The organism is Curvibacter sp. GW821-FHT01G03 (genome assembly GCF_059422285.1).
In genome coordinates, this window is the sequence record NZ_JBWKWP010000023.1 from 56,570 (window position 1) to 77,570 (window position 21,001).

Genomic DNA, 21,001 nt, shown 5'->3' on the forward strand with positions numbered 1-21,001 from the left:
AGACCGCCATGGGCCTTCGACTGCTTCCGCTGATCCTGCTGGCCATGCTGGGCCTGCTGCATGCCCAGCTCTGGCTGGGTCGCGGCAGCATTCCCAACGTCGCCAGCCTGCAGCAGAAAATCGACGAGCAGCAGGCCCGCAACGCGGCGGCGCAGCGCATCAACGACCAGCTCGCCTCCGAGGTCAACGACCTCAAGGAAGGGCTGGCCATGGTCGAAGAACGTGCCCGCATCGAGCTGGGCATGGTCAGGCCCAACGAGATCTTCGTCCAGATCACCAAATAAGCGCCCAGCCTGATGGCTGCGGCGCCTCCTCTTCATGGATGCCCTGTTCACCACCGCGTTTGAACTCTGGGGCGCCCCCACCAGCTGGCTTGAGATCGTGGCATTTGCCCTCGCCCTGGCCATGGTGGCCTGCAACATCCGCGAAATTCATTGGGGCTGGCCGCTGGCGATACTGAGCTCGGCCCTCTACCTGCTGCTGTTCTGGCGCAACCGTCTGTATGGCGATGCCTTGCTGCAGGCTTTTTTTGTGGCGCTGGCGCTGTGGGGCTGGTCGCAATGGCTGCAAGGCCGCCAAACCCCAGACGGCACACCGCGCCAGGCGCTGCGCATCAGCTCCATGGGCACGCGCGGACGCCTGGGCGTGGTGGTGGCCTGTGTGGCCCTGTGGCCGCTGACCGGGTGGTTCCTGCAGCGCTACACCGACTCCGACGTGCCTTGGTGGGATGCCTTCCCGACCGCCGCCAGCCTGGTGGGGCAAGTGCTGCTGGGGCTCAAGCTGACCGAAAACTGGCTGGTGTGGCTGATCGTCAATCTGGTCTGCATCGGCCTGTTTGCCTACAAGGGCCTGTGGCTGACCACCGTGCTGTACGCCTTGTTCAGCGCCCTGAGCGTGGTGGGCTGGCGGGCCTGGCGGCAACAGCAAGGGCAGCAACACCAGACCGTGGTTCAAGCCCATGGCTGAAACCGGGCTGCGCGTGGCCCTGCTGGGAGCAGAAAGCACCGGCAAGACGGCCCTGAGCCTGGCCCTGGGCCAGGCCCTGAACGACTGTGGCATCGCCTGCACCGTGGTGCCGGAATACCTACGCGAATGGTGTGAGCACGAGGCCCGCACCCCCCGTCCCGACGAACAAGCCGCCATTGCCCGGGAACAAGCCCGGCGCATCGTGGAGGCCGCCCGCCACACTGCGCTGGTGCTGGCCGACACCACCCCCCTGATGACCGCGGTGTACAGCGACCTGTTGTTCCAGGACATCCGCCTGTACGCCGACGCGGCGCGCCATCAGCAGGGCTATGCACTCACTCTGCTGACCGGCCTAGACCTGCCCTGGGTGGCCGATGGCCTGCAGCGGGACGGCCCTCAGGTGCGTGAACCGGTGGATGCCCGGCTGCGCCTGGCTCTGAGCAGCCACAGCCTGCCCTACCAGGTGGTGTACGGCACGGGGGAGCGCCGCCTGCAGAACGCGCTGCTGACACTGACCCGATTGCCCAGCCTGCCCCAGCGCAACCGCCTGCTAGAACGCATCGCCAGCCTGCGCGACGAAAAGGTGCTGAACCGCCCCTGGCGCTGCGAGCATTGCAGCGACGGTGCCTGTGAGCACAAGCTCTTTTCGGGCTTGCTGGCACGCGGGTCCTGAAACAAAAACGCCCCATCAAGGGGCGTTTTGGCAGCCTGAGGCACCCATCTGGTGCCTTCTTTTCATTGCACGGTCTTGGTGCCAGGCGCCAGGTGATGCTCGGTGCGGGTGAACAGCGTGGCCGCGTCCACCGCATCGAAATGGTATTGCTGGCCGCAGAACTCGCAGCCCACCTCGATCTGCCCTTGCTCCGCCAGGATGCTTTCGACCTCTTCCGTGCCCAGGCCACGGATCATCTGGCCCACGCGCTCGCGGCTGCAGCTGCAGGCAAAGCGCGGTGCGGTGTCCCCCTTCAGGGGTTCAAAGCGAACCACTTTTTCTTCCCAGAACAGACGACGCAGGATGGTGTCCACATCCAGCGTCAGCAGTTCCTCACGCTTGAGGCTGCCGGCCAGCAGGGCGATGCGGTTGTAGTGCTCGTTCAGGCCGATCTCGTCCTCATTGGCTGCAGAGCGCAGGCTGCCGGCCAAGTTGCCCTCGCCTTCGAGCGGCAGCCGCTGGATCAGCAGGCCCGCAGCCACCTTGTCGTCGGCCGCCAGCACCAGACAGGTGTCGAGCTGTTCGCTTTGCAGCATGTAGTGCTCCAGCACCGAGCTGAGCTTTTCCAGCTTGTGGCCATGGTCATCGAACAGGGGCACCACCCCCTGGTAGGGCTGTTGGCCCGGGAACTTGTCCTTGGGGTCCAGGGTGATGGCGCAGCGCCCCTTGTTGTGGACATTGACCATCTCGCTCAGGCGCGCCTGCTCGGGCACTTCGCCGACCAGGGTGGCCGTGACACGAAGGCTCAGGTCGGGCTGGGCTTCCGCCACGGCCACACGCACGGGTCCGTCGCCGAACACCTGCAGCACCAGGGCCCCATTGAACTTGATGTTGGACTGCATCAGCACGCTGGCCGCGGCCATCTCACCCAACAGCTCGCGCACCGGCACCGGGTAGGCCCCGGTGGCCGAGTTGGCGGCACGCCGGGCCAGGACCTCGGTCCAGGCATCGGTCAGGCGCACGATCATGCCGCGCACCGGCAGGCCATCAAAAAGAAATTTATGAAGTTCAGACACGCAAAAAAATCCTGAAAATCGCCACCTCGAACAAGCCCGGGAGCTCAGTCGACGCGACGCAAACCCACCTTGAAACGGCGGGCGTTGTCGATGTAATGCTTCGCACTCTGGCGAAGCCCTTCAATCTGCTCGGGGCTGAGCTGGCGGATCGCCTTGGCCGGACTGCCGATGATCATCGAACCGTCCGGGAACTCCTTGCCCTCCGTGACCAGCGAGCCGGCCCCCACCAGGCAGTTCTTGCCGATGCGGGCCCCGTTGAGCACCACCGCACCGATGCCGATCAGCGATTCGTCGCCAATGGTGCACCCGTGCAACATGACCTGATGCCCCACGGTCACATGGCGCCCCACCACCAGCGGCTTGCCGATGTCGGCGTGCAAGACACTGGCGTCCTGGATGTTGGAGCCTTCACCGATGGTGATGGATTCGGTGTCCCCACGCACCACCGTGCCAAACCAGACGCTGGCGTCCTGCCCCAGGCTGACCCGGCCCATCACCTGTGCGCTGTCTGCAATCCAGGCCGATTCGGCCACTTCCGGGGCCACCCCGTCGAGTTCATACACTGCCATTCATTGTCTCCAGTGGGTTCATTTGGGGCCGCTTTGTCAGCCATCAAGTGCCGGGCAGGCCCGGCGGCGCAGCCTAGAATTGTAGAGATGGAGCTACGTCAACGTGCATTGGAGGTCTTGTGCCTCACCGATCCCGCCCAAAAAGTGGCGGCCACCGTGGCCTTGCACGAGCAGGCTGGTGCGTTGGCCCTGGCCGTGAACACCCGGCTGCAAGCCCCCGCTGGCGCCCTGCTGCCCGGCCACCCCGACCGCCCACCCTTGGTCAAGCACACCGAAGTGGTCAAACGGTCGCCCAGCACGGTGGAAGGGCGGGCCGCTTTGCTGCACTCGATCGCACACATCGAATTCAATGCCATCAACCTGGCTCTTGATGCGGTCTGGCGTTTTGCGGACATGCCCGAGGCCTTCTACACCGATTGGCTGCGGGTGGCCCGTGAGGAGGCCTACCACTTCGAACTGCTGCGTGCACAATTGCAACGCATGCCCCACAACGGGCACCCCTGGGACTACGGCGACTTTCCGGCCCACCAGGGCCTGTGGTCCATGTGCGAGCGGACTGCGGACGACATCGTGGCCCGCATGGCCCTGGTGCCCCGCACCATGGAGGCTCGGGGCCTGGATGCCACTCCGCTGATCCAGACCAAGCTGCGGCGCATTGGCACACCCGACGCGCTCGAGGCCGTCAGCGTGCTGGACATCATCCTGCGCGACGAAGTCGGCCACGTGGCCATCGGCAACCACTGGTACCGCTGGCTGTGCGAGCGTCAGGGCCTGGACCCGGTGGCGCTCTACCCCGAGCTGACGCGCCGCCACGAGGCCCCGCGCATGCGCCCCCCCTTCAACGACCAGGCCCGGCGTGCGGCAGGTTTCACGGAAATCGAGATGGAATGGCTGCAAAACGGGTAAAGCACCGCTTGGGAGTCCGTCAAGAGCGTCTTGAGCCCCGTTCATCTCTAAAATAGCGGCCGTGAAAGGCCTCCCCACATGACTGCTGTACGTCCGAACAACGCCCCTGCTGCCGGCGGGGCTCCATCAATGGCCAACGGACAAACCCAGGCGCCCATGATTGCCCGCCAAGCCATCGTCGATGCCTCCCACAATGTCGTGGGCTACGAACTGTTCGACCGCAGCCAGGCCAGCGGCGACCACACGGCGGCTTCGGACGTGTCCCTGGTGTTCAATGCCCTCTCGCACGTCGGTGAAGAGGACCTGTTCGGCAAGCTCTTCCTGTTTGTCAACTGCACCCATGACAGTCTGGCGGGCGGTCACCTGGATCTGGTCAACCCCGAGCGCCTGGTGCTGGAAATCCCGCCCCTGGACGACCCGGCCCCCCAGAACGTGGAGCACCGCCTGCCCATCCTGGCCCAGCTGCGTCAGCGGGGCTTTCGGCTTGCCTTCGGACAGTTTGTGCTCGAACCGGCCTATGCGCTGTGGCGCCCGCTGGCCACGTTCGTGAAGCTGGATCTGGCATTGATTGCCAACAATGACCTGAAAGAGGTGGTCAAGAACGCCCGCCGCAGCACCGATGCCGCCCTGATTGCCGAGAAGGTCGAAACGGCCGAGCAGTATGACCGCGTGTCCAGCCTGGGCGTGCAGTTGTTCCAGGGGTACTGGTTCGCGCGCCCGACGCTGGTCAAGACCCGCATGGTGTCGCCGTCACAGGCGCACATCCTGCAACTGCTCAAGCTGGTGCGCAACCAGGCCAGCACCGATGAGATCGAGGAAGTGCTGAAAAAGGACGCGGGCCTGGCCTTCAACCTGCTGCGCCTGATCAACTCGGCAGGCTTTGGCTACGCCCGCGAAGTCACCTCCTTCCGTCAGGCCGTCATGCTCTTGGGCCTCAAGAAGCTGTTCCGCTGGGCGGCCCTGCTGCTCACAGCCACCCGCGCCGACAACTCGCCGGCCACCATCGGCAACATGGCCGTGGTGCGCGGGCGCCTGATGGAACTGCTGGCCGAACAGGTGATGAGCCCCGAGGATGCCGACAACGCCTTCGTGGTGGGCATCTTCTCGCTGCTCGACGTGATGTTGGGCGTGCCGCTGGACCAGGCGCTGGAAACCCTGACCCTGCCCCACACCGTGACAGACGTGCTGCTGAACAAGGAAGGCCCCTACGCCCCGTTGCTGGAGCTGGCAGAAGCCTGCGAGCTGGGTGATGAAGTGCGCTTCAACCAGGCCTGTCAAACCCTCAAGCTGAGCGGCCAGCAAGCCAACTGGGCCCATTTGCAGGCCTTGGCCTGGGCCGACCAGATGGTCAATGAGGCCTGAGCGGGCCAGCTTGGCGCCGTCGGCCCGACACAGATCAAAGCAATGCAGGAAGGACACCCCATGAGTTCCAACGAAGCCCCGCCGGGCGACAGCGCCCTGTCGCCACTGGACAGAATCGCCGACAACGCGGCGGGCAACCCGGCCGAAGACGAAAACGCCTCGGTGATCGCGCGCCAGGCCATCGTGGACGAACACCGTGCCGTCTACGGCTACGAGCTTTTTGACCGCTCCACCCGCGGTGCCAGCCACACCGCCGCCAGCGACGCGGCCTTGCTGTTCAATGCCTTGTCCTATGCCGGCACCGAAGCCCTGGTGGGCAAGAAGACGGTGTTCATCAACTGCACCCATGACAGCCTGGCCGGGGGACACCTGGAGTTGATCAGCCCCGAAAAAGTGGTGCTGGAAGTGCCGCCCATGCCCACCGATGACGTGGAGCTGATCGAGCAGCGGGCCTTGATTCTGAAAGACCTGCGCGAGCGTGGTTTCCGGCTGGCGTTTCCGCACATGATGCTGCGCCGGGCCTATGCCTCGTGGCTGCCGCTGGCCTCGTTCATCAAGATCGAGATGAACATCCTGAAGCCTGAGCTGGCCGAGCCCCTGGTCAAGTTCGCCCGAGCCAACACCAAGGCCGAGATGATCGCCGAGAAGGTGGAGACCGCCGAACAGTTCGAGCGCATGGCCAAGCTGGGCGTGAAGCTTTTCCAGGGCTTCTGGTTCGCCAAGCCCTCGCTGGTTCAGGCCAAGACCATCCGCCCTTCGCAGGCCACCATCATCCAGTTGATCAACCTGGTGCGCAAACAGGCCGACGCGGGCGACATCGAGGAACTGCTCAAGAAAGACCCCACCCTGTCTTTCAACCTGCTGCGCTTCATCAATTCGGCCGGCTTCGGCCTGCAGGTCGAGGTCACTTCGTTCCGCCATGCCGTGATGATGCTCGGCATGAAAAAGCTGTTCCGCTGGGCCGCCCTGCTGCTCACCACGTCGAAGGATGGTGCACCGCCCGCGGTGGGCACCACCGCCGTGGTGCGTGGGCGCCTGATGGAGTTGCTGGCCGCCGAACTGCTGCCCGCCGAGGAATGCGACAACGCCTTCATCGTGGGGGTGTTCTCGCTGCTCGACACCATGCTGGGCATCTCGCTGGACAAGGCGCTCAACACGGTCTCGCTGCCGCAGAACGTGGTCGATGCCCTGCTGAACAAGACCGGTGTGTTCTGGCCCTTCCTGGAGCTGACCATCGCTTGCGAATCAGGGGATGACGCGGTGTTTGCCCGTGTGGCTACCGAACTGCACCTGTCCAACCGCCAGGTCAACTGGGCCCACCTTCAAGCCCTGGATTGGGCCGAGTCGCTCAACGACTGAGGCTCTCAGCCCCCCCCACCGCAGCGGCGGGTGGATGGGCGGGCCCTGGGCCTCAATCTGCCTTGATGCCAGCCTGCCGGATGATGCGGGCGTTGGCCTCGGACTCCTGGGCAATCAAGCGGGCGAAATCACTGGCCTTGCCCCCTGCAGGCAGGTTTTCGCTGGCCAGCAGCCGGCTGCGCACATCGGGCTGGGCCAGCACCCGGTTCACCTCGGCATTGATGCGCTCCACCACGGCCACCGGCGTGCGGGCCGGTGCCAGCAACCCGAACTGCGACGCCAGGTTGGCTGCGGGGTAGCCCAACTCGGCCAGTGTGGGCACCTTGGGCAAGGCCTCCAGGCGGCTGGCGGCACCCACCGCCAAAGGCTGCAGGCGCCCGCTCTTCACCTGCTGCAGCACGGCGGCGCTGGCATTGGTCGACAAGACCTCAAACTGGCCGCTCAAGGCGTCCGTCATCTGTTGCCCGCCGCCCTTGTACGGCACGTGCGTGATGTCCACCTGGGCCGCAGCCCGCAGTTGCTCCAGCATGATGTGGCCCAGTGAGGCCTGACCGGCCGTGGCCCAACGCACCTGCCCCGGCTGCTTGCGCGCCTGCGCCAGCAGCCCGGCAAAATCGTTCAAACCCGACCCTGGCGTGGCCAACAGCAGCACCGGCGAAGCCATCACGTTCACCACCGGCACGAGGTCATGGGCCGGGTCATAGGGCAGCTTGCCCAGGTGGGGGCTCAGGGTCAGCGGGCTGATGGCACTGAAGCCCAAGGTGTAGCCATCGGGGGCGGCCTTGGCCACCGCGTCCATGGCAATCGCCCCACTGGCACCGGCCTTGTTCTCGATCACCACAGGCTGCCCTAACGGGCCTTGCAGGCGCTCGGCCAGCAGGCGGGCCACCACATCGCTCACGCCGCCGGGGGGATAGGCCACCAGCAGGCGCACCGGGCGCGTGGGCCAGGCCGGCGTGGCCTGCGCCCAGGCCCCTCGGGCGACAGGCAACAGGCCCAGGGCAGAGGACCGGGCCAGAAATTGGCGGCGTGAGTTCAGGAACATGAAAACTCCAAAGCGAGAGGTGGGGAGCAGGCTGGAGGGCGCGGCATCAGACCATGTGCCGCCCTCAGCCTCGCGGGTGATGTTGGGCATGCAGCTGGCGCAGGCGCTCCCGGGCCACATGGGTGTAGATGGTGGTGGTCGAGATGTCGGCATGGCCGAGCAGCATCTGCACGGCGCGCAAATCGGCCCCGTGGTTGAGCAGGTGAGTGGCAAACGCGTGGCGCAACGTGTGCGGCGACAGCGGTGACCGGATGCCGGCCTGCTCGGCATTTTTTCGAACGATGACCCAGAACATGGCCCGGGTCATGCCCTGCCCGCGCTGGGTGACAAACAGGTCGTCACTGAGCTGCCCCCCCAGGATGACCGGCCGGGCCTGCGCCAGGTAGGCCTGCAGCCAGTCGCGCGCCACTTCGCCGAAAGGCACCAGCCGCTCCTTGCCGCCCTTGCCCTGGGCCTTGAGAACCCCCTCAGACAGGCCCACCTCATGCAGGCGCAAGCCCACCAGCTCGGAGACCCGCAGGCCACTGGCATAGACCAGCTCCAGCATGGCCCGGTCGCGCAAACCCAGCGGGGTGCTGGTATCAGGGGCCGCCAGCAAGGCCTCGACCTGGGCCTCGCTGAGGGTCTTGGGCACGCGCAGCGGCTGACGCGCCGCCTGCAGGCGCAGCGTGGGGTCCACCGAGATGTGCCGCTCGCGCAGGGCCCAATGGAAATACCGGCGCAGCACGGTCAGCCGCCGGTTGGAAGTGGTGATGCGGCTCTGCGCATGGCGTTGGGCAAAGTACTGCTGAATGTGTTCCTCGCCAGCGCCATCGAGCGACAGCCCCTGCTGCGCCAGCGCGCCGGCAAACAGGCTCAGGTCACGCCGGTAGGCCGCCAGGGTGTTCTGTGACAGGCCGTCTTCCAGCCACAGGGCATCGATGAAGCTGTCGATCAGGCCCTGGCTGCGTGGCGTGGGGACAGGCGTCGATGTGGGCTGGGTCAGCGTGGACATGGATGAGGGCAGGCAGAGCCCGAACTATGCCATGCCCCAGACGCAAAAAAGGCCGGTTGCTGTGGCAAGCAACCGGCCTGTGGCATCAGGGCCCGAACAGGCCTCGCCGAGCCCGAAGGTTCACAAGCTCAATCCAGGGTGAGATTTTGCTGTTGCACCACGCGCTTGTAGACCTCGAACTCCGACTTGATCTGGTCGGCGAACTGCTCGGGGGTGTTGCCCACGATGATCGAACCGGTGTCTTCGATGCGCTTGCGCACGGCCGGATCTTCCAGGGCCTTGCGCACGCCGGCGTTGATCTTGTCCACCACCTCCTTGGGCAGGCCCTTGGGGCCATAGATGCCGTAGTAGGCCATGCGGTTCACCGGCTCCAGCCCGACCTCCTTGAAGGTGGGCACATTGGGCAAGGCCGCCAAACGCGTGGGGGCGGCCACCACGATGGGGATCAGCCGGTTTTCACGCACAAAGGGCATGGCCGAGGGCATGTTGTCGAAAATCATCGGCACCTGACCCGCCACCGTGTCGTTCAAGGCCGGCCCCGCACCCCGGTAAGGGATGTGGGTGACGAACACGCCCGCCAGGTTCTTGTAGAGCTCCATCTGCAGGTGGCCAATGCCCCCGGTGCCCGACGACGAGTACGAGTACTTGCCGGGCGACTTCTTCACCTCGGCCAGAAAGCTCTTGTAGTCCTTGCCCGGGAAGCTCGGGTGCACCGCGATCACGTTCGGCGTGGCCGCCACGTTGACGATGGGGCTGAAGTCGGTCAGCGGGTTGTACGGGATCTTGGGGTTGATGGCGGGGTTGGCGGCCGTGGTCGAGACCGTGGCCACGCCCAGGCTGTAGCCATCGGGCACCGCACGCGCCGTTTCGGTGGCCCCCACCACGCCGCCGCCGCCCGCCTTGTTGATCACCACCACGGGTTGCCCCAGCACCTTGCCCAGCGGGTCGGCGATGGTGCGGGCGATGATGTCGGTCGTGCCCCCTGGCGCAAACGGAACGACCAACTGAATGGCCTTGGTCGGGTAAGACTGCGCCCACACGGCACCGGTCAATGTGCTCAGGGCGAGTGCAGCAATCCAGGTACGACGATGCATTTGAATTCTCCTAGTCAACGCGTTCTTGAATGAGTGCGAGATCGTAACGGCTAGCCCGACCTCTGCCCCTGTGGAAAGCAGCTAGTGACAAACCCTGTGGGCCCCTGACTGTTATTCTCGACCGGTGAACTACGCCCAACTGCTCTTCCCCGATTTTTCGCTGATTCTCTGCGGCTTTCTGTTGTGCCGGTACACCGCGCTGAACCGCACCGTGTGGCAACAGGTCGAGAGCCTGGTGTATTTTTTTCTGTTTCCGGTGCTGCTGTTCCACTCCATCGTGAAAAGCCCGCTGAACCTGGGCGAGGCGTCCTCGCTGCTCACAGCCGGGGTGTTGATGGGGGTGTCGGGCATTGGGCTGTCGTATGCGCTGCCTCACTTGCCGATCGTGGGCCGCTTCATGCGCGGGCGTGAGCACCCGGCCAGCGTGCAGGTGGCGTTCCGCTTCAATTCATTCATTGCCCTGGCCATCACCGACCGGCTCGCCGGGCCCCAGGGCATGTTGCTGATCGCGGTGTTGATCGGCGTTTGCGTGCCGATTTTCAATGTGGCGGCGGTCTGGCCCATGGCACGCCACGCCAAGCGCGGCTTCGTGGGCGAGATTCTGCGCAACCCCTTGGTGCTGGCCACGGCCAGCGGGCTGCTGGCCAACCTGGCGGGCTTCACCATGCCGGTCTGGCTGGACCCGACTGTCAGCCGCATCGGCGCGGCTTCGCTGGCACTGGGCTTGATGTCGGCCGGCGCAGGCATGGAGATCGGGCAACTGGCCAAGGCCCGCACCCTGGCCGTGGCCGTTCTGTCCATCCGACACCTGGTGCTGCCACTGCTGGCCTGGGGCCTGGCCCGCGCCTTCGGGCTGGACACCGTGCAGACCACGGTGCTGCTGGCGTTTTCAGCCCTGCCCACCGCCTCGACCTGCTATGTACTGGCCGCCCGCATGGGCTACAACGGCCCCTATGTGGCTGGCCTGGTCACCCTGTCGACCCTGCTGGGCATGGCGAGCCTGCCCTTTGCCCTGGGGGTGCTGCGCTAAGCGCCCAGGCCAGGTGCTCGGCCAACACCGCGTCGGCACCGGCCTGATGTGCCGCCAGGGCCTGGCGCAGCACCACGGCCTCGTCACCCGCCAGGCCACCCTGCAGGGCATTGCCGGCCGCCACGCTCAGATTGCGCACCCAGCGCCAATGGCCGATGCGACGGATCGGACTGCCCTCGGTGCGGCGCAGAAACTCGCCCTCGGACCAGCCCAGCAAATGCGCCAGCGTCTGGCCTGACAGGCCGGCGCGCTCGTCGAAATCGGGCAAGGGCGAGCGTTGCGCAAACTTGTTCCAGGGGCACACCAGTTGGCAATCATCGCAGCCGTAGATGCGGTTGCCCAACAGCGGACGCAGGGCCAGGTCGATCGGGCCATCGTGCTCGATGGTGAGGTAAGAGACACAGCGCCGCGCATCCACCCGGTGGGGCGCCACGATGGCCTGCGTAGGGCAGGCCTGTACACAGGCGCTGCACTGGCCGCAGTGCGCCGTGACCGGTTCAGTGGGCGGCAAGGCGATGTCCAGGTAGATCTCACCGAGGAAGAACATCGAACCCCCGTCGCGGTTCAGCACCAGGGTGTGCTTGCCGCGCCAGCCCTGGCCACTGCGGGCGGCCAGTTCGGCCTCCAGCACCGGGGCCGAATCGGTGAACACCCGGTGCCCCAGAGGCCCCAACTCGGCGGCCATGCGCTCGGCCAGTTTTTGCAATCGGCTGCGCAACACCTTGTGATAGTCACGGCCCCGCGCATACAAGGACACCACCGCCTCGCCGGGACGCTGCAATCGCGCCAGTTCATGCCCGGTCCAGTCGGCTGGGGTGCTGGCGGGCAGATAATCCATGCGCGCGGTCAGCACGCTGACCGTGCCCGGCACCAGTTCGGCTGGCCGGGCCCGCTTCAGCCCGTGCGCCGCCATGTAATTCATGCTGCCGTGGAACCCGGCAGCCAGCCAGGCCTCCAAGCCTGGCTCGGCACTCGCCAGATCGATGCCGGCGACGCCGATTTGAGAAAATCCCAGCGCCCGGGCCCAGCCCTGGATGTCGGATACAAGTTGATGGCCATTGATTTGCACCCCGGAATTGTAGGAACCCTGTTGTCCATGTCGCCCATGTCGCCCCACCTGTCTTCTGCCACGCTGATCTGGAGCCACGAAACCGATACCCAGGCCTTCGCCCGCCGTCTGGCCGCCTTGCCTGGTGTGCGCCATGCCTTCATCGAGTTGCAGGGGGATCTGGGCGCCGGCAAGACCACTTTTGTGCGCCACCTGCTGCGCGAGTTGGGCGTGCAGGGACGGATCAAAAGCCCCACCTACGCCGTGGTTGAGCCCCATGAAGCCCGCCAGGGTGAGCAGGTGCTGCGCATCTGGCACTTTGATTTCTACCGCTTCAACGACCCCCGTGAATGGGAGGAGGCCGGCTTTCGGGACCTGTTTGCCAGCCCGGGCCTGAAGCTGGCCGAATGGCCCGACAAGGCCCAAGGCATGCTGCCCGTGCCCGACCTGGTGCTGCAGTTGACGGTGCTGGGATCGGACGAGACGCCGGATGATGACAGCGCCGACACGGCCGAGGCCCCCGCGGCCGCCCGTCAAGTCGTGCTGCAAGCCGCCACCCCGCTGGGCCAGTCCCTGCTGAAGGCCTTGTGCCCATGAGCCGCCACACCGACCTGAGCCCTGCCAACGAAGCCCCGCGTGTGCCCGCGCTGCTGCGCCGACGCCAGGCCCTGCAAGCCGGCGGCGTGGTGCTGCTGATGGGGCTGACCGAGTTGGCCTGGGGTGCCAGCATCGTGGCCGTGCGGGTGTGGCCCGCGCCAGACTACACCCGGGTGACCATCGAATCCGATGGCGCACTGGCCGCGCGGCAGACTTTTGTGGCCAACCCGCCACGACTGGCCGTGGACATCGACGGCATCGAGATGAACCCGGCCCTTCGGGAGTTGGTGGCCAAGGTGAAGGCCGACGACCCCTTCATCAGCGGGATCCGGGTCGGCCAGTACGCCCCAGGGGTGGTCCGACTGGTGATTGACCTCAAACAGGCAGCCTTGCCCCAGGTCTTCACCCTGCCCCCGGTGGCCGCCTACCAGCACCGGCTGGTCTTCGACCTGTACCCCACGGTGACAGTCGACCCACTGGAGGCCCTGATCGCAGAACGCCTTCAGGACAGCCGACAAGCGGTGCATGCGCCGGCCACCGCCGTCACCACCGCCCCCCCCAGCGGCAGCGCAGGCAAGCCCGCGCCACTGCCCGACCCCCTGGGAGAATTGATTGCGCAGCGCAACCCCCATGCAACCGCGCCCTCCGCAAGCTCCGCCCCCGTGAGCCCTCCAGGCCGCCCGGAGCTCAAGCCCAGCCCCAGCCTCAGCGGCCCCGGCACGAGCCCAACAACCCAGGCTTCAGCCAACGCCAGCCCCCCTGGCCCCGCGCCGCGCCCTGCCAGGCCCCCGGCCAACGACAACGCCGAGACCCAGGCCACCGACCGCCTCATCATCATCGCGCTGGACCCGGGCCACGGCGGCGAAGACCCAGGCGCCACGGGCCCTTCGGGCACGCGCGAGAAGGACGTGGTGCTCAGCATCGCCCACCTGCTGCGTGAACGCATCAACGCCACCACGGTCAAGGGCAACCCGATGCGGGCCTTCATGACCCGCGATGCCGACTTCTTCGTGCCCTTGCATGTGCGGGTGGACAAGGCCCGGCGCGTGCAGGCCGACCTGTTCGTGAGCATCCATGCCGACGCCTTCATCACCCCGGCGGCCCGCGGAGCCAGTGTGTTCGCGCTCAGCCAGAGTGGCGCCTCCAGTGCGGCGGCCCGTTGGATGGCCGACAAGGAGAACCGGGCTGATCAGGTGGGCGGCCTGAACGTGAAGGTGCAGGACGCCACCGTGCAACGCGCCCTGCTCGACATGAGCACCACGGCGCAGATCAACGACAGCCTGAAGCTGGGCACCGCCCTGCTGGGTGAGATCAGCGCCGTCGGACGACTGCACAAGCCCAAGGTCGAGCAGGCCGGCTTTGCCGTGCTCAAGGCGCCCGACATCCCCAGTGTGCTGGTCGAGACGGCCTTCATCAGCAACCCCGAAGAAGAAGCCCGCCTGCGCAGCCCTGAGTACCAGAATCAGTTGGCCGATGCCGTCATGCGGGGCATCGAGCGCTATTTCTCGCGCAACCCGCCACTGGCACGCAACCGCAGTGCCTGAAGCGCCCGCCATGGGGCGCGGTGATTCGATCAAATTGCCGGCAATTCGTCATTAATGACCGAATAGGCCTATTTTTGAAACATCTGGACTTATTTGAAACCTTGGCAACACATCAATGCCGAGTTTCAAACAGATGGTGGTGGCTCATGTTTGTAAAGTTCCGAACAGAGTCTTGGCGGATCCACCGCCCTCCCGACCTGTTCAAAGGAATCCCATGAAAAACCGCACCCTTCGGACCGCCCCCAGCCTGGCGCTCCCTTCTTCCCGTCGGCTGACCCTGCTCACCGTGCTGGCACTGAGCCTGTCCCTGGGCGCCTGCGCCTCCCGCCCCACCCACCAGCAGGTGGGTACGGTGGCTGGCGCGGTGGTGGGTGGCGCCACCGGCAGCGTGCTGTTCGGCAGCACCCTGGGCGTGGTGGCCGGCGCGGCAGCAGGCGCCTTGGCAGGCAACGAACTCAGCAAGGGCCGTCGCTGACGCTGAGCGCCGTTCACGCACACAGCCGGCGAGCCTGTGTGATGCAACGGCCCCTTGGAACGAACCGACGTTCTCAGGCCTGGGCCGCCCCACCGGAGCGGCGGCCCTTCCAGGCGCCCCACAGGGCCAGCAGGCCCGGCAGCAGGATCATCGCCCAGATGATTTTCTCGAAATGCTGCTTCACCCAAGGCAGGTTGCCGAAAAGGTAGCCGATGGCGCAGACCCCCACCACCCAGATCACCGCCCCCGCCACGTTATAAGCCGTGAAACGGCGACGGGTCATGGCCGCCACGCCCGCCACAAAGGGGGCAAAGGTGCGAATGAAGGGCATGAAGCGCGCCAGGATCACCGTGATGCCTCCGTAACGCTCATAAAAGGCGTGGGCCTGGTTGAACGCGTCCCGGTTGAAAAAGCGCGAGTTCTCCCACTGGAACACCCGGGGGCCGAAAAACCGGCCGATCTGGTAATTGCACTGGTCGCCCAGAATGGCGGCCACCACCAACACCACGGCAGCCAAGGGCAGGTTCAGCAAACCCGCCCCGCCCATGGCCCCGACAATGAAAAGCAGCGAGTCGCCCGGCAAGAAGGGCATGACCACCAGGCCGGTCTCGACGAACACGATGGCAAACAGCAGCGCATAGACCCACAGGCCGTAGTTCTGCACGAAGAACTCGAGGTATTTGTCGACGTGAATGATGAAGTCGATCAATGAGGCAATGATTTCCATGGGCATCCTTTGGCGGCAGATTATGAAGCCGCCAACCGCCAACGTCGTGACAAGCCCCGCTGAGGACCCATGAGCTGCCGGGCCTCTAGAATCCCGGGGTGAACACCGAGCCCTTCCCCCCATCCTCCCCATCTGCCACTTCCGCGCGCCGCCCCATCCGCGAGCTGCCCGATGAACTCATCAGCCAGATCGCCGCAGGTGAAGTGGTCGAACGCCCCGCCTCGGTGGTGCGCGAACTGGTGGACAACGCGCTGGACGCAGGCGCCAGCCAGATCACCGTGCGTCTGCTGGCCGGTGGCGTGCGGCTGATCTCGGTCGAGGACAACGGCATGGGCATCCCCCCCGAAGAGTTGCCCGTGGCCCTGAAGCGCCATGCCACCAGCAAGATCAGCAACCTGCACGACCTGGAATCAGTGGGCACCATGGGGTTTCGCGGCGAGGCCCTGGCCGCCATCGCCTCGGTCTCTGAAATGGCCTTGCTGTCTCGCACCGAAGGGCAACCCAATGCCTTCCTGCTGGATGCACGCACCGGCGAACTGAAGCCGGCCGCCCGGGCCACCGGCACCACGGTGGAGGTCAAAGAGCTCTTCTTCTCAACGCCCGCACGGCGCAAGTTTCTGAAGACCGACGCCACCGAGTTGGCGCATTGCGTGGAATCGGTGCGCCGCCACGCCCTGGCCCGCCCCGAAGTCGGCTTTGCGATCTGGCACGAAGGCAAGCTGGTGGAGCAGTGGCGCGCCTGCCACGGTCCCGAAGCCCATGACCGCCGCCTGGCCGATGTGCTGGGCGAAGAGTTCCTGACCCAATCGGTGGCCGTGTACTTCAATGTGGGGCCGATCCGGGTAACGGGCCGGGCCGGGGTGCCGGATGCGTCGCGCTCGCGTGCCGACCACCAGTTCTGCTATGTGAACGGACGTTACGTCCGCGACAAAGTTCTCACCCATGCAGCCCGCAGTGCCTACGAAGACGTGCTGCATGGCCAACGCCAGCCCGTCTATGCCTTGTCGCTGGAGATTGACCCGACCCGCGTCGACGTGAACGTGCACCCGACCAAGATCGAAGTGCGCTTCCGGGAGAGCCGTGAGGTCCATCAGGCGGTGCGCCATGCGGTCGAAAATGCCCTGGCTGCCCCGCGCGCTGCGCTGGCGGCGGCCGCGGCCGCCGCCGCCCAGCCCCCGGAGTTGACGGGCCTCCAGCCCGGCCCGGATCAGGCGCCAGGCCTGGCCGGGCCCCACGCCACCGCGCCAGCGCCCTTCAGCGCCCATTGGACCCAGGCCGGCATGGGTTTTCGCCCCGATCCGGTGGGTCACCGCGTGAACGACCTGGCCGCGCTGTGGCAACCTGGCGCCGCCACCGCCAACGGGACCACCCCGCCCTTGTGGGCCGACACGGTGGGGCGCCCGGCCCTCGCTCAGCCCCCCGTTGGCAACCCCAGCGTCCATCCGGCGCTCGGGGCCCCCTCGCCCTTCAATCAGGCCAGCCTGGCTGCCCAGCCGGCGCCCACGGCCCTGCCCGACACCGCCGACGACTGGCCGCTCGGGCGTGCGATTGCGCAACTGCAAGGGGTGTACATCCTGGCGGAAAACGCCCATGGCCTGGTGATTGTGGACATGCACGCCGCCCATGAACGCATCGTGTACGAGCGCCTCAAGACCCAGATTGACGAGGCCCCGCTGGCCAGTCAGCCCTTGCTGATCCCGGCCACCTTCGCCGCCACGCCCCAAGAGGTGGCCACGGCCGAGGAATGTGCCGACACCCTGGCCACGCTGGGCCTGGAGATCGTGCCTTTTTCGCCCAAGACGCTGGCCGTGCGGTCGGTGCCCAGCACCTTGGCCCAGGGCGATGCGGTGGAGCTGGCCCGCAGCGTGCTGGCCGAACTGGGCCAGCACGATGCCAGCACGGTGGTGCAGCGGGCTCGCAACGAACTGCTGGCCACCATGGCCTGCCACGGTGCGGTGCGCGCCAACCGCCGCCTGACCCTGGACGAGATGAACGGGCTGCTGCGCCAGATGGAAGAGACTGAGCGATCCGACCAATGCAACCATGGACGCCCCACCTGGCGGCAACTGCCCATGCGCGAACTGGACGCCCTGTTCCTGCGCGGGCGCTGAGGGCAGCAAGCCGTCCAGCGCCGCCGCCAGGGGGCGGGCACAGGGGCTACATTTGGTGACGAACGCTGGGCGGCCTGCCCGCAAGATCATCCCCCCTGCCGGTTTGTGCGGCAGGCGAAGGGACCCTTGAATGAAGCATCTCGATGCCGCCAGCTTTGTGCAACGGCTGAACCGCCAAAACCCCCACCAACCCGAGTACCTGCAAGCCGTCACGGAAGTGATGGAATGTCTGTGGCCGTTTCTGCAACGCCACCCCCATTACGTGGAACACGCCCTGCTGGAGCGCCTGGTCGAGCCCGAGCGCATCGTGATGTTCAGGATCAGCTGGGTGGACGACCAGGGCCAGGTCCGGGTCAATCGCGGCTACCGCATCCAGCACAGCATGGCGCTGGGGCCCTACAAGGGCGGCCTGCGCTTTCACCCCTCAGTGAACCTGTCGGTGCTGAAGTTCCTGGCCTTCGAGCAGACCTTCAAGAACGCCCTCACCACCTTGCCCATGGGCGGTGCCAAAGGGGGCTCCGACTTCGATCCCAAGGGGCGCAGCCCCGGCGAGGTGATGCGCTTCTGCCAGGCCTTCGTCCAAGAGCTTTACCGCCACATTGGCGCGGACACCGACGTGCCCGCCGGTGACATCGGTGTGGGCGGGCGCGAGGTGGGCTTCATGGCCGGCATGATGAAAAAGCTCAGCAACCGGGCTGACTGCGTGTTCACCGGCAAGGGGCTGAGCTTTGGCGGCTCGCTGATGCGCCCTGAGGCCACGGGCTATGGCACGGTGTATTTTGCCGAAGAGATGCTTCACTCCCGAGGACGCTCGTTCGAGGGCCTGTGGGTCAGCGTGTCGGGTTCGGGGAATGTGGCTCAGTACGCCATCGAGAAGGCCATGACGCTGGGCGCCCTGGTACTGACCGCGTCGGACTCGGGCGGTACGGTGATCGACGAGCAAGGCTTCACCCCTGAGAAGCTCGCGCTGCTCATGGAGATCAAGAACCACCACCGCGGGCGCGTGAGCGACTACGCCGAGCGCATCGGGGCCCGCTTCGAGCCCGATGCCAGGCCCTGGAAAGTGCCGGTGGATGTGGCCCTGCCTTGCGCCACACAAAACGAACTGGACGCCCTGGATGCGGCGGCCCTGATCGCCAACGGGGTGCTGTGCGTGGCCGAAGGCGCCAACATGCCCAGCACCATCGAAGCCGCCAAGGCCTTCGAGGCGGCTGGGGTGCTGTATGCCCCAGGCAAGGCCAGCAATGCGGGCGGTGTGGCCACCTCAGGCCTGGAGATGAGCCAGAACGCCGCCCGCCTGAGCTGGCCACGCGAGGAGGTGGACCTGCGCCTGCGCCAGATCATGAGCGGCATCCACCGGGCCTGCGTGGACCATGGGCGAGATGCGACAGGCCGTGTCAGCTACCTGACCGGCGCCAACGTGGCGGGCTTTGTGAAGGTGGCCGACGCGATGCGGGCCCAGGGCGTGGTCTGACCCGCCCGAGCCGCCCCAAAAGAGGCCAAGCTCAGGCCGGCAGCAGGTGGCGCTTGTCCGCCACCTGGGCCCAGTGCGCATGCTCTGGCAAGGGCGCCTGTCGCTGGCGGATCGGCGTCCAGCCCTCTGACTTGGCGAGGTGAGCGTTGAGGGCCACATAGGGGGCCTGCTCTGGCGTGACCTCGGCGGCGTTCACAATGGCCTGCACCGGGCACTGGGGCACACACACCGAGCAGTCGATGCAGCCATCGGGGTCGATCACCAGAAAATTGGGGCCGGCCACAAAGCAGTCCATGGGGCACACCTCGACACAGTCGGTGTAACGGCACTGGATGCAGGGCTCAGTGACTACGAAAGGCATGGGGCCTCCGCAGCACAGGCGCCAGGCCGCTTGAAAAAATCAGCGTCAGACAAAACAATGGCCCCGCACCCGGGTGCAGGGCCAACAGAAAATCGGGGCGCCACGGCGCAGCCTTTCACGAGTCACGAAAAGCCACCGCAAAGCCTGCGGGAGCGCGCCGATTGTCAGCGAAAGCGGGCCTGTGGCGCGCCACCGCGGCCCATGCCCGGGCTCAGCGCACGGCTTTGGCCAGCGCGGCCCAGGCCTTGAGCGTGGTCGGGTGGGTGAAAGCGGCGCCCGCCACGGGGTGCGACGACAGCTTGACCACCACCATTTCGGCGGCCGGGTTGATGTGGATGAACTGCCCGTGCACCCCGGCGGCCTCGTAGGCCCCATCGGCGTTGTGCAGCACCCACCATTGGTTGCGGTAGCTGTAGCCCGGTCGGGCCGCCTGCAGGCCCTGGAACTTGAACTTTTCGCGGTCACCGCCTCGGGCCGTGTCCTCGATGACGGCCTTGTCGAGGATCTTCTGGCCATTGAAGGTGCCGCCCAGGCGCAACATCTCACCCACCCGGGCCAGGTCGCGGGCGGTGGCGTTCAGGCCAGCCCCCTGTAAGGGCGTGCCCACGCTGTCGACCATCACATAGGCGTCTTCTTCCATGCCCAGTTTCTGCCAGATGCGCTGGCTCATGAGTTCGGCCCAATGCTGGCCTGTGACACGCGACACGATCCAGCCCAGCACCTCGGAGTGCACCGTGCGGTAGACAAAGCCCTCACCATGCTCGCCCTCTTTCTTGAGGGTTTTCAGGAAGTCGTACACCGTGGTGGGGCCCTGGTAACCCGGAGGCCTGGGCAGCAGGCCACTGGCCCAGCTGTAGCCAAAGATCTCGGTGCTGGGGTCGGTGTAGACCTCACGAAAGCGCACCGCACCCGTCATGTCCATGACTTGACGCACCGTCATGTCGCCCCAGGCCGAGCCGGCCAGTTCGGGCACATAGGTGGTCACCAGGGCGGCCGGGTCAAGCTTGCCCTCCTGGGCCAGTTGGGCGGCCAGCAGGCCGGTGAACGATTTGGTGACCGAGAACAACAGGTGCGGCGAATGCGGCGTCATCTGGTTGTCGTAGCGCTCGTACACCACCCGCCCCTTGTGCAAGACCACCAAGGCGTCGGTGTAGGTGCTGCGTGCCCACTCATCGATGGTGAGCGACTGGCCCTTGGCATCTTCAAAGCTCACTGGTCCCAGGGGTCGAGGATCGGCCGGCAAGCTGGAGGCAGGGCCCGTGCCACGCCGGATGTTGTGCGTGGGTTGAAGTTCGCGCACATGCTGCACCACCCAACGCAGCTGCGGATACTGGTAGCTGTTGGCCAAGGTGACGCGCTGGGCGGGCTCGGGCGGGAAGGTGCTCATGTAGCCGAGGCGGTCCAGGTTCACGCTGTCGGGAGGGGGCAGTGGCGGGGTCTGGGCCGTCGCCAGCAACGGGGCACACAGCGCCGCCAGCAGGCCCATGCGAAAGGTGCTCAGGGAACATCGAAGAGCGGGAAATGCGGTCATGACTAGCCTCCAGGCGTGCCGATCCAGGGATCGCTGAGTGAACGGGGTTAACCAGCCACCTTAGCAAAGGCGGAGGCGCC

Annotated in this window: 21 protein-coding genes; 12 read left to right on the forward strand and 9 right to left on the reverse strand. The window is 66.2% G+C overall.

What is annotated here, in order from left to right; translation table 11 throughout:
* Window positions 1-8 precede the first annotated feature (8 nt).
* Genes ftsB through AC07VS_RS25420 form a run of 3 tightly spaced genes read left to right on the forward strand, consistent with a single transcriptional unit; the run spans window position 9 to window position 1,639 of the window.
* Window positions 9-284, forward strand: a complete 276-nt coding sequence (ftsB, locus tag AC07VS_RS25410; protein WP_492348670.1) for a cell division protein FtsB — start codon at window positions 9-11, stop codon at window positions 282-284.
* 34 nt (window positions 285-318) lie between these two features.
* A complete protein-coding gene (pnuC, locus tag AC07VS_RS25415; RefSeq protein WP_494752350.1) occupies window positions 319-966 on the forward strand; it encodes a nicotinamide riboside transporter PnuC in 648 nt (215 codons plus the stop codon).
* The gene (locus AC07VS_RS25420; protein WP_494752351.1) at window positions 959-1,639 is read left to right on the forward strand and encodes an AAA family ATPase; all 681 of its coding nucleotides are present in this window, start codon (window positions 959-961) and stop codon (window positions 1,637-1,639) included. The genes pnuC and AC07VS_RS25420 overlap by 8 nt, the downstream gene beginning before the upstream one ends.
* Before the next feature lie 62 nt (window positions 1,640-1,701).
* On the opposite strand, the gene hslO is transcribed toward AC07VS_RS25420, so the two are convergent.
* Entirely contained in the window at window positions 1,702-2,694 is a 993-nt protein-coding gene (hslO, locus tag AC07VS_RS25425; protein WP_492348667.1) for an Hsp33 family molecular chaperone HslO, read from the reverse strand.
* Between the two features lie 44 nt (window positions 2,695-2,738).
* Window positions 2,739-3,263: a gamma carbonic anhydrase family protein gene (locus AC07VS_RS25430; protein WP_492348666.1), complete on the reverse strand. Its 525-nt coding sequence runs from the start codon at window positions 3,261-3,263 to the stop codon at window positions 2,739-2,741.
* A gap of 87 nt (window positions 3,264-3,350) precedes the next feature.
* On the opposite strand from AC07VS_RS25430, the gene AC07VS_RS25435 reads away from it, so the two are divergent.
* From AC07VS_RS25435 to AC07VS_RS25445, 3 genes are all read left to right on the forward strand, one after another.
* Window positions 3,351-4,169, forward strand: coding sequence for a ferritin-like domain-containing protein (locus AC07VS_RS25435; protein WP_492348665.1), 819 nt, complete (start codon window positions 3,351-3,353; stop codon window positions 4,167-4,169).
* A 129-nt stretch (window positions 4,170-4,298) separates the two neighbouring features.
* Window positions 4,299-5,531, forward strand: coding sequence for an EAL and HDOD domain-containing protein (locus AC07VS_RS25440; RefSeq protein ID WP_494658428.1), 1,233 nt, complete (start codon window positions 4,299-4,301; stop codon window positions 5,529-5,531).
* 60 nt (window positions 5,532-5,591) lie between these two features.
* Window positions 5,592-6,890 carry an EAL and HDOD domain-containing protein gene (locus AC07VS_RS25445; RefSeq protein ID WP_492348663.1) on the forward strand — a complete coding sequence of 433 codons (1,299 nt, stop codon included), beginning with the start codon at window positions 5,592-5,594 and terminating at the stop codon, window positions 6,888-6,890.
* 52 nt (window positions 6,891-6,942) lie between these two features.
* Here AC07VS_RS25445 and AC07VS_RS25450 read toward each other — a convergent pair whose 3' ends face one another.
* The 3 genes from AC07VS_RS25450 to AC07VS_RS25460 all read right to left on the reverse strand — a co-directional run bounded on the left by AC07VS_RS25450 (window position 6,943) and on the right by AC07VS_RS25460 (window position 10,023).
* Window positions 6,943-7,935 (reverse strand): Bug family tripartite tricarboxylate transporter substrate binding protein, encoded by a 993-nt coding sequence (locus AC07VS_RS25450; RefSeq protein ID WP_494658427.1) that lies wholly within the window; start codon window positions 7,933-7,935, stop codon window positions 6,943-6,945.
* Window positions 7,936-7,999: 64 nt separating this feature from the next.
* Window positions 8,000-8,929: a site-specific tyrosine recombinase XerD gene (gene xerD, locus AC07VS_RS25455; protein WP_494658426.1), complete on the reverse strand. Its 930-nt coding sequence runs from the start codon at window positions 8,927-8,929 to the stop codon at window positions 8,000-8,002.
* A 128-nt stretch (window positions 8,930-9,057) separates the two neighbouring features.
* Entirely contained in the window at window positions 9,058-10,023 is a 966-nt protein-coding gene (locus AC07VS_RS25460; protein WP_494752352.1) for a tripartite tricarboxylate transporter substrate binding protein BugE, read from the reverse strand.
* A gap of 124 nt (window positions 10,024-10,147) precedes the next feature.
* Here AC07VS_RS25460 and AC07VS_RS25465 point away from each other — a divergent pair, with 124 nt between their 5' ends.
* Window positions 10,148-11,053, forward strand: coding sequence for an AEC family transporter (locus tag AC07VS_RS25465; protein ID WP_494752353.1), 906 nt, complete (start codon window positions 10,148-10,150; stop codon window positions 11,051-11,053).
* Here AC07VS_RS25465 and queG read toward each other — a convergent pair.
* Entirely contained in the window at window positions 10,992-12,122 is a 1,131-nt protein-coding gene (gene queG / locus AC07VS_RS25470; protein WP_492348658.1) for a tRNA epoxyqueuosine(34) reductase QueG, read from the reverse strand. The two genes, AC07VS_RS25465 and queG, sit on opposite strands and share 62 nt — an antisense overlap.
* A 36-nt stretch (window positions 12,123-12,158) precedes the next feature.
* On the opposite strand from queG, the gene tsaE reads away from it, so the two are divergent.
* The 3 genes from tsaE to AC07VS_RS25485 all read left to right on the forward strand — a co-directional run bounded on the left by tsaE (window position 12,159) and on the right by AC07VS_RS25485 (window position 14,717).
* Window positions 12,159-12,698, forward strand: a complete 540-nt coding sequence (gene tsaE, locus AC07VS_RS25475; protein WP_494658458.1) for a tRNA (adenosine(37)-N6)-threonylcarbamoyltransferase complex ATPase subunit type 1 TsaE — start codon at window positions 12,159-12,161, stop codon at window positions 12,696-12,698.
* Complete coding sequence (locus AC07VS_RS25480) at window positions 12,695-14,242, forward strand: N-acetylmuramoyl-L-alanine amidase (protein ID WP_494658422.1); 1,548 nt, start codon at window positions 12,695-12,697, stop codon at window positions 14,240-14,242. The genes tsaE and AC07VS_RS25480 overlap by 4 nt, the downstream gene beginning before the upstream one ends.
* A gap of 214 nt (window positions 14,243-14,456) precedes the next feature.
* On the forward strand, window positions 14,457-14,717 hold the full coding sequence (locus AC07VS_RS25485) for a YMGG-like glycine zipper-containing protein (RefSeq protein WP_494752354.1): 261 nt from the start codon (window positions 14,457-14,459) through the stop codon (window positions 14,715-14,717).
* 73 nt (window positions 14,718-14,790) lie between these two features.
* Here AC07VS_RS25485 and AC07VS_RS25490 read toward each other — a convergent pair whose 3' ends face one another.
* On the reverse strand, window positions 14,791-15,444 hold the full coding sequence (locus AC07VS_RS25490) for a DedA family protein (RefSeq protein WP_492348654.1): 654 nt from the start codon (window positions 15,442-15,444) through the stop codon (window positions 14,791-14,793).
* 98 nt (window positions 15,445-15,542) lie between these two features.
* Between AC07VS_RS25490 and mutL the strand changes: the two genes are divergently transcribed.
* Window positions 15,543-17,555 carry a DNA mismatch repair endonuclease MutL gene (gene mutL / locus AC07VS_RS25495; RefSeq protein ID WP_494752355.1) on the forward strand — a complete coding sequence of 671 codons (2,013 nt, stop codon included), beginning with the start codon at window positions 15,543-15,545 and terminating at the stop codon, window positions 17,553-17,555.
* 130 nt (window positions 17,556-17,685) lie between these two features.
* Window positions 17,686-19,029, forward strand: coding sequence for an NADP-specific glutamate dehydrogenase (gene gdhA, locus AC07VS_RS25500; protein ID WP_494752356.1), 1,344 nt, complete (start codon window positions 17,686-17,688; stop codon window positions 19,027-19,029).
* Window positions 19,030-19,060: 31 nt separating this feature from the next.
* Here gdhA and fdxA read toward each other — a convergent pair whose 3' ends face one another.
* Together fdxA and AC07VS_RS25510 are read right to left on the reverse strand one after the other, a co-directional pair.
* Window positions 19,061-19,390 (reverse strand): ferredoxin FdxA, encoded by a 330-nt coding sequence (fdxA, locus tag AC07VS_RS25505; RefSeq protein WP_494658419.1) that lies wholly within the window; start codon window positions 19,388-19,390, stop codon window positions 19,061-19,063.
* A gap of 211 nt (window positions 19,391-19,601) precedes the next feature.
* Window positions 19,602-20,921 (reverse strand): serine hydrolase domain-containing protein, encoded by a 1,320-nt coding sequence (locus AC07VS_RS25510; RefSeq protein ID WP_494752357.1) that lies wholly within the window; start codon window positions 20,919-20,921, stop codon window positions 19,602-19,604.
* Window positions 20,922-21,001: the final 80 nt, after the last annotated feature.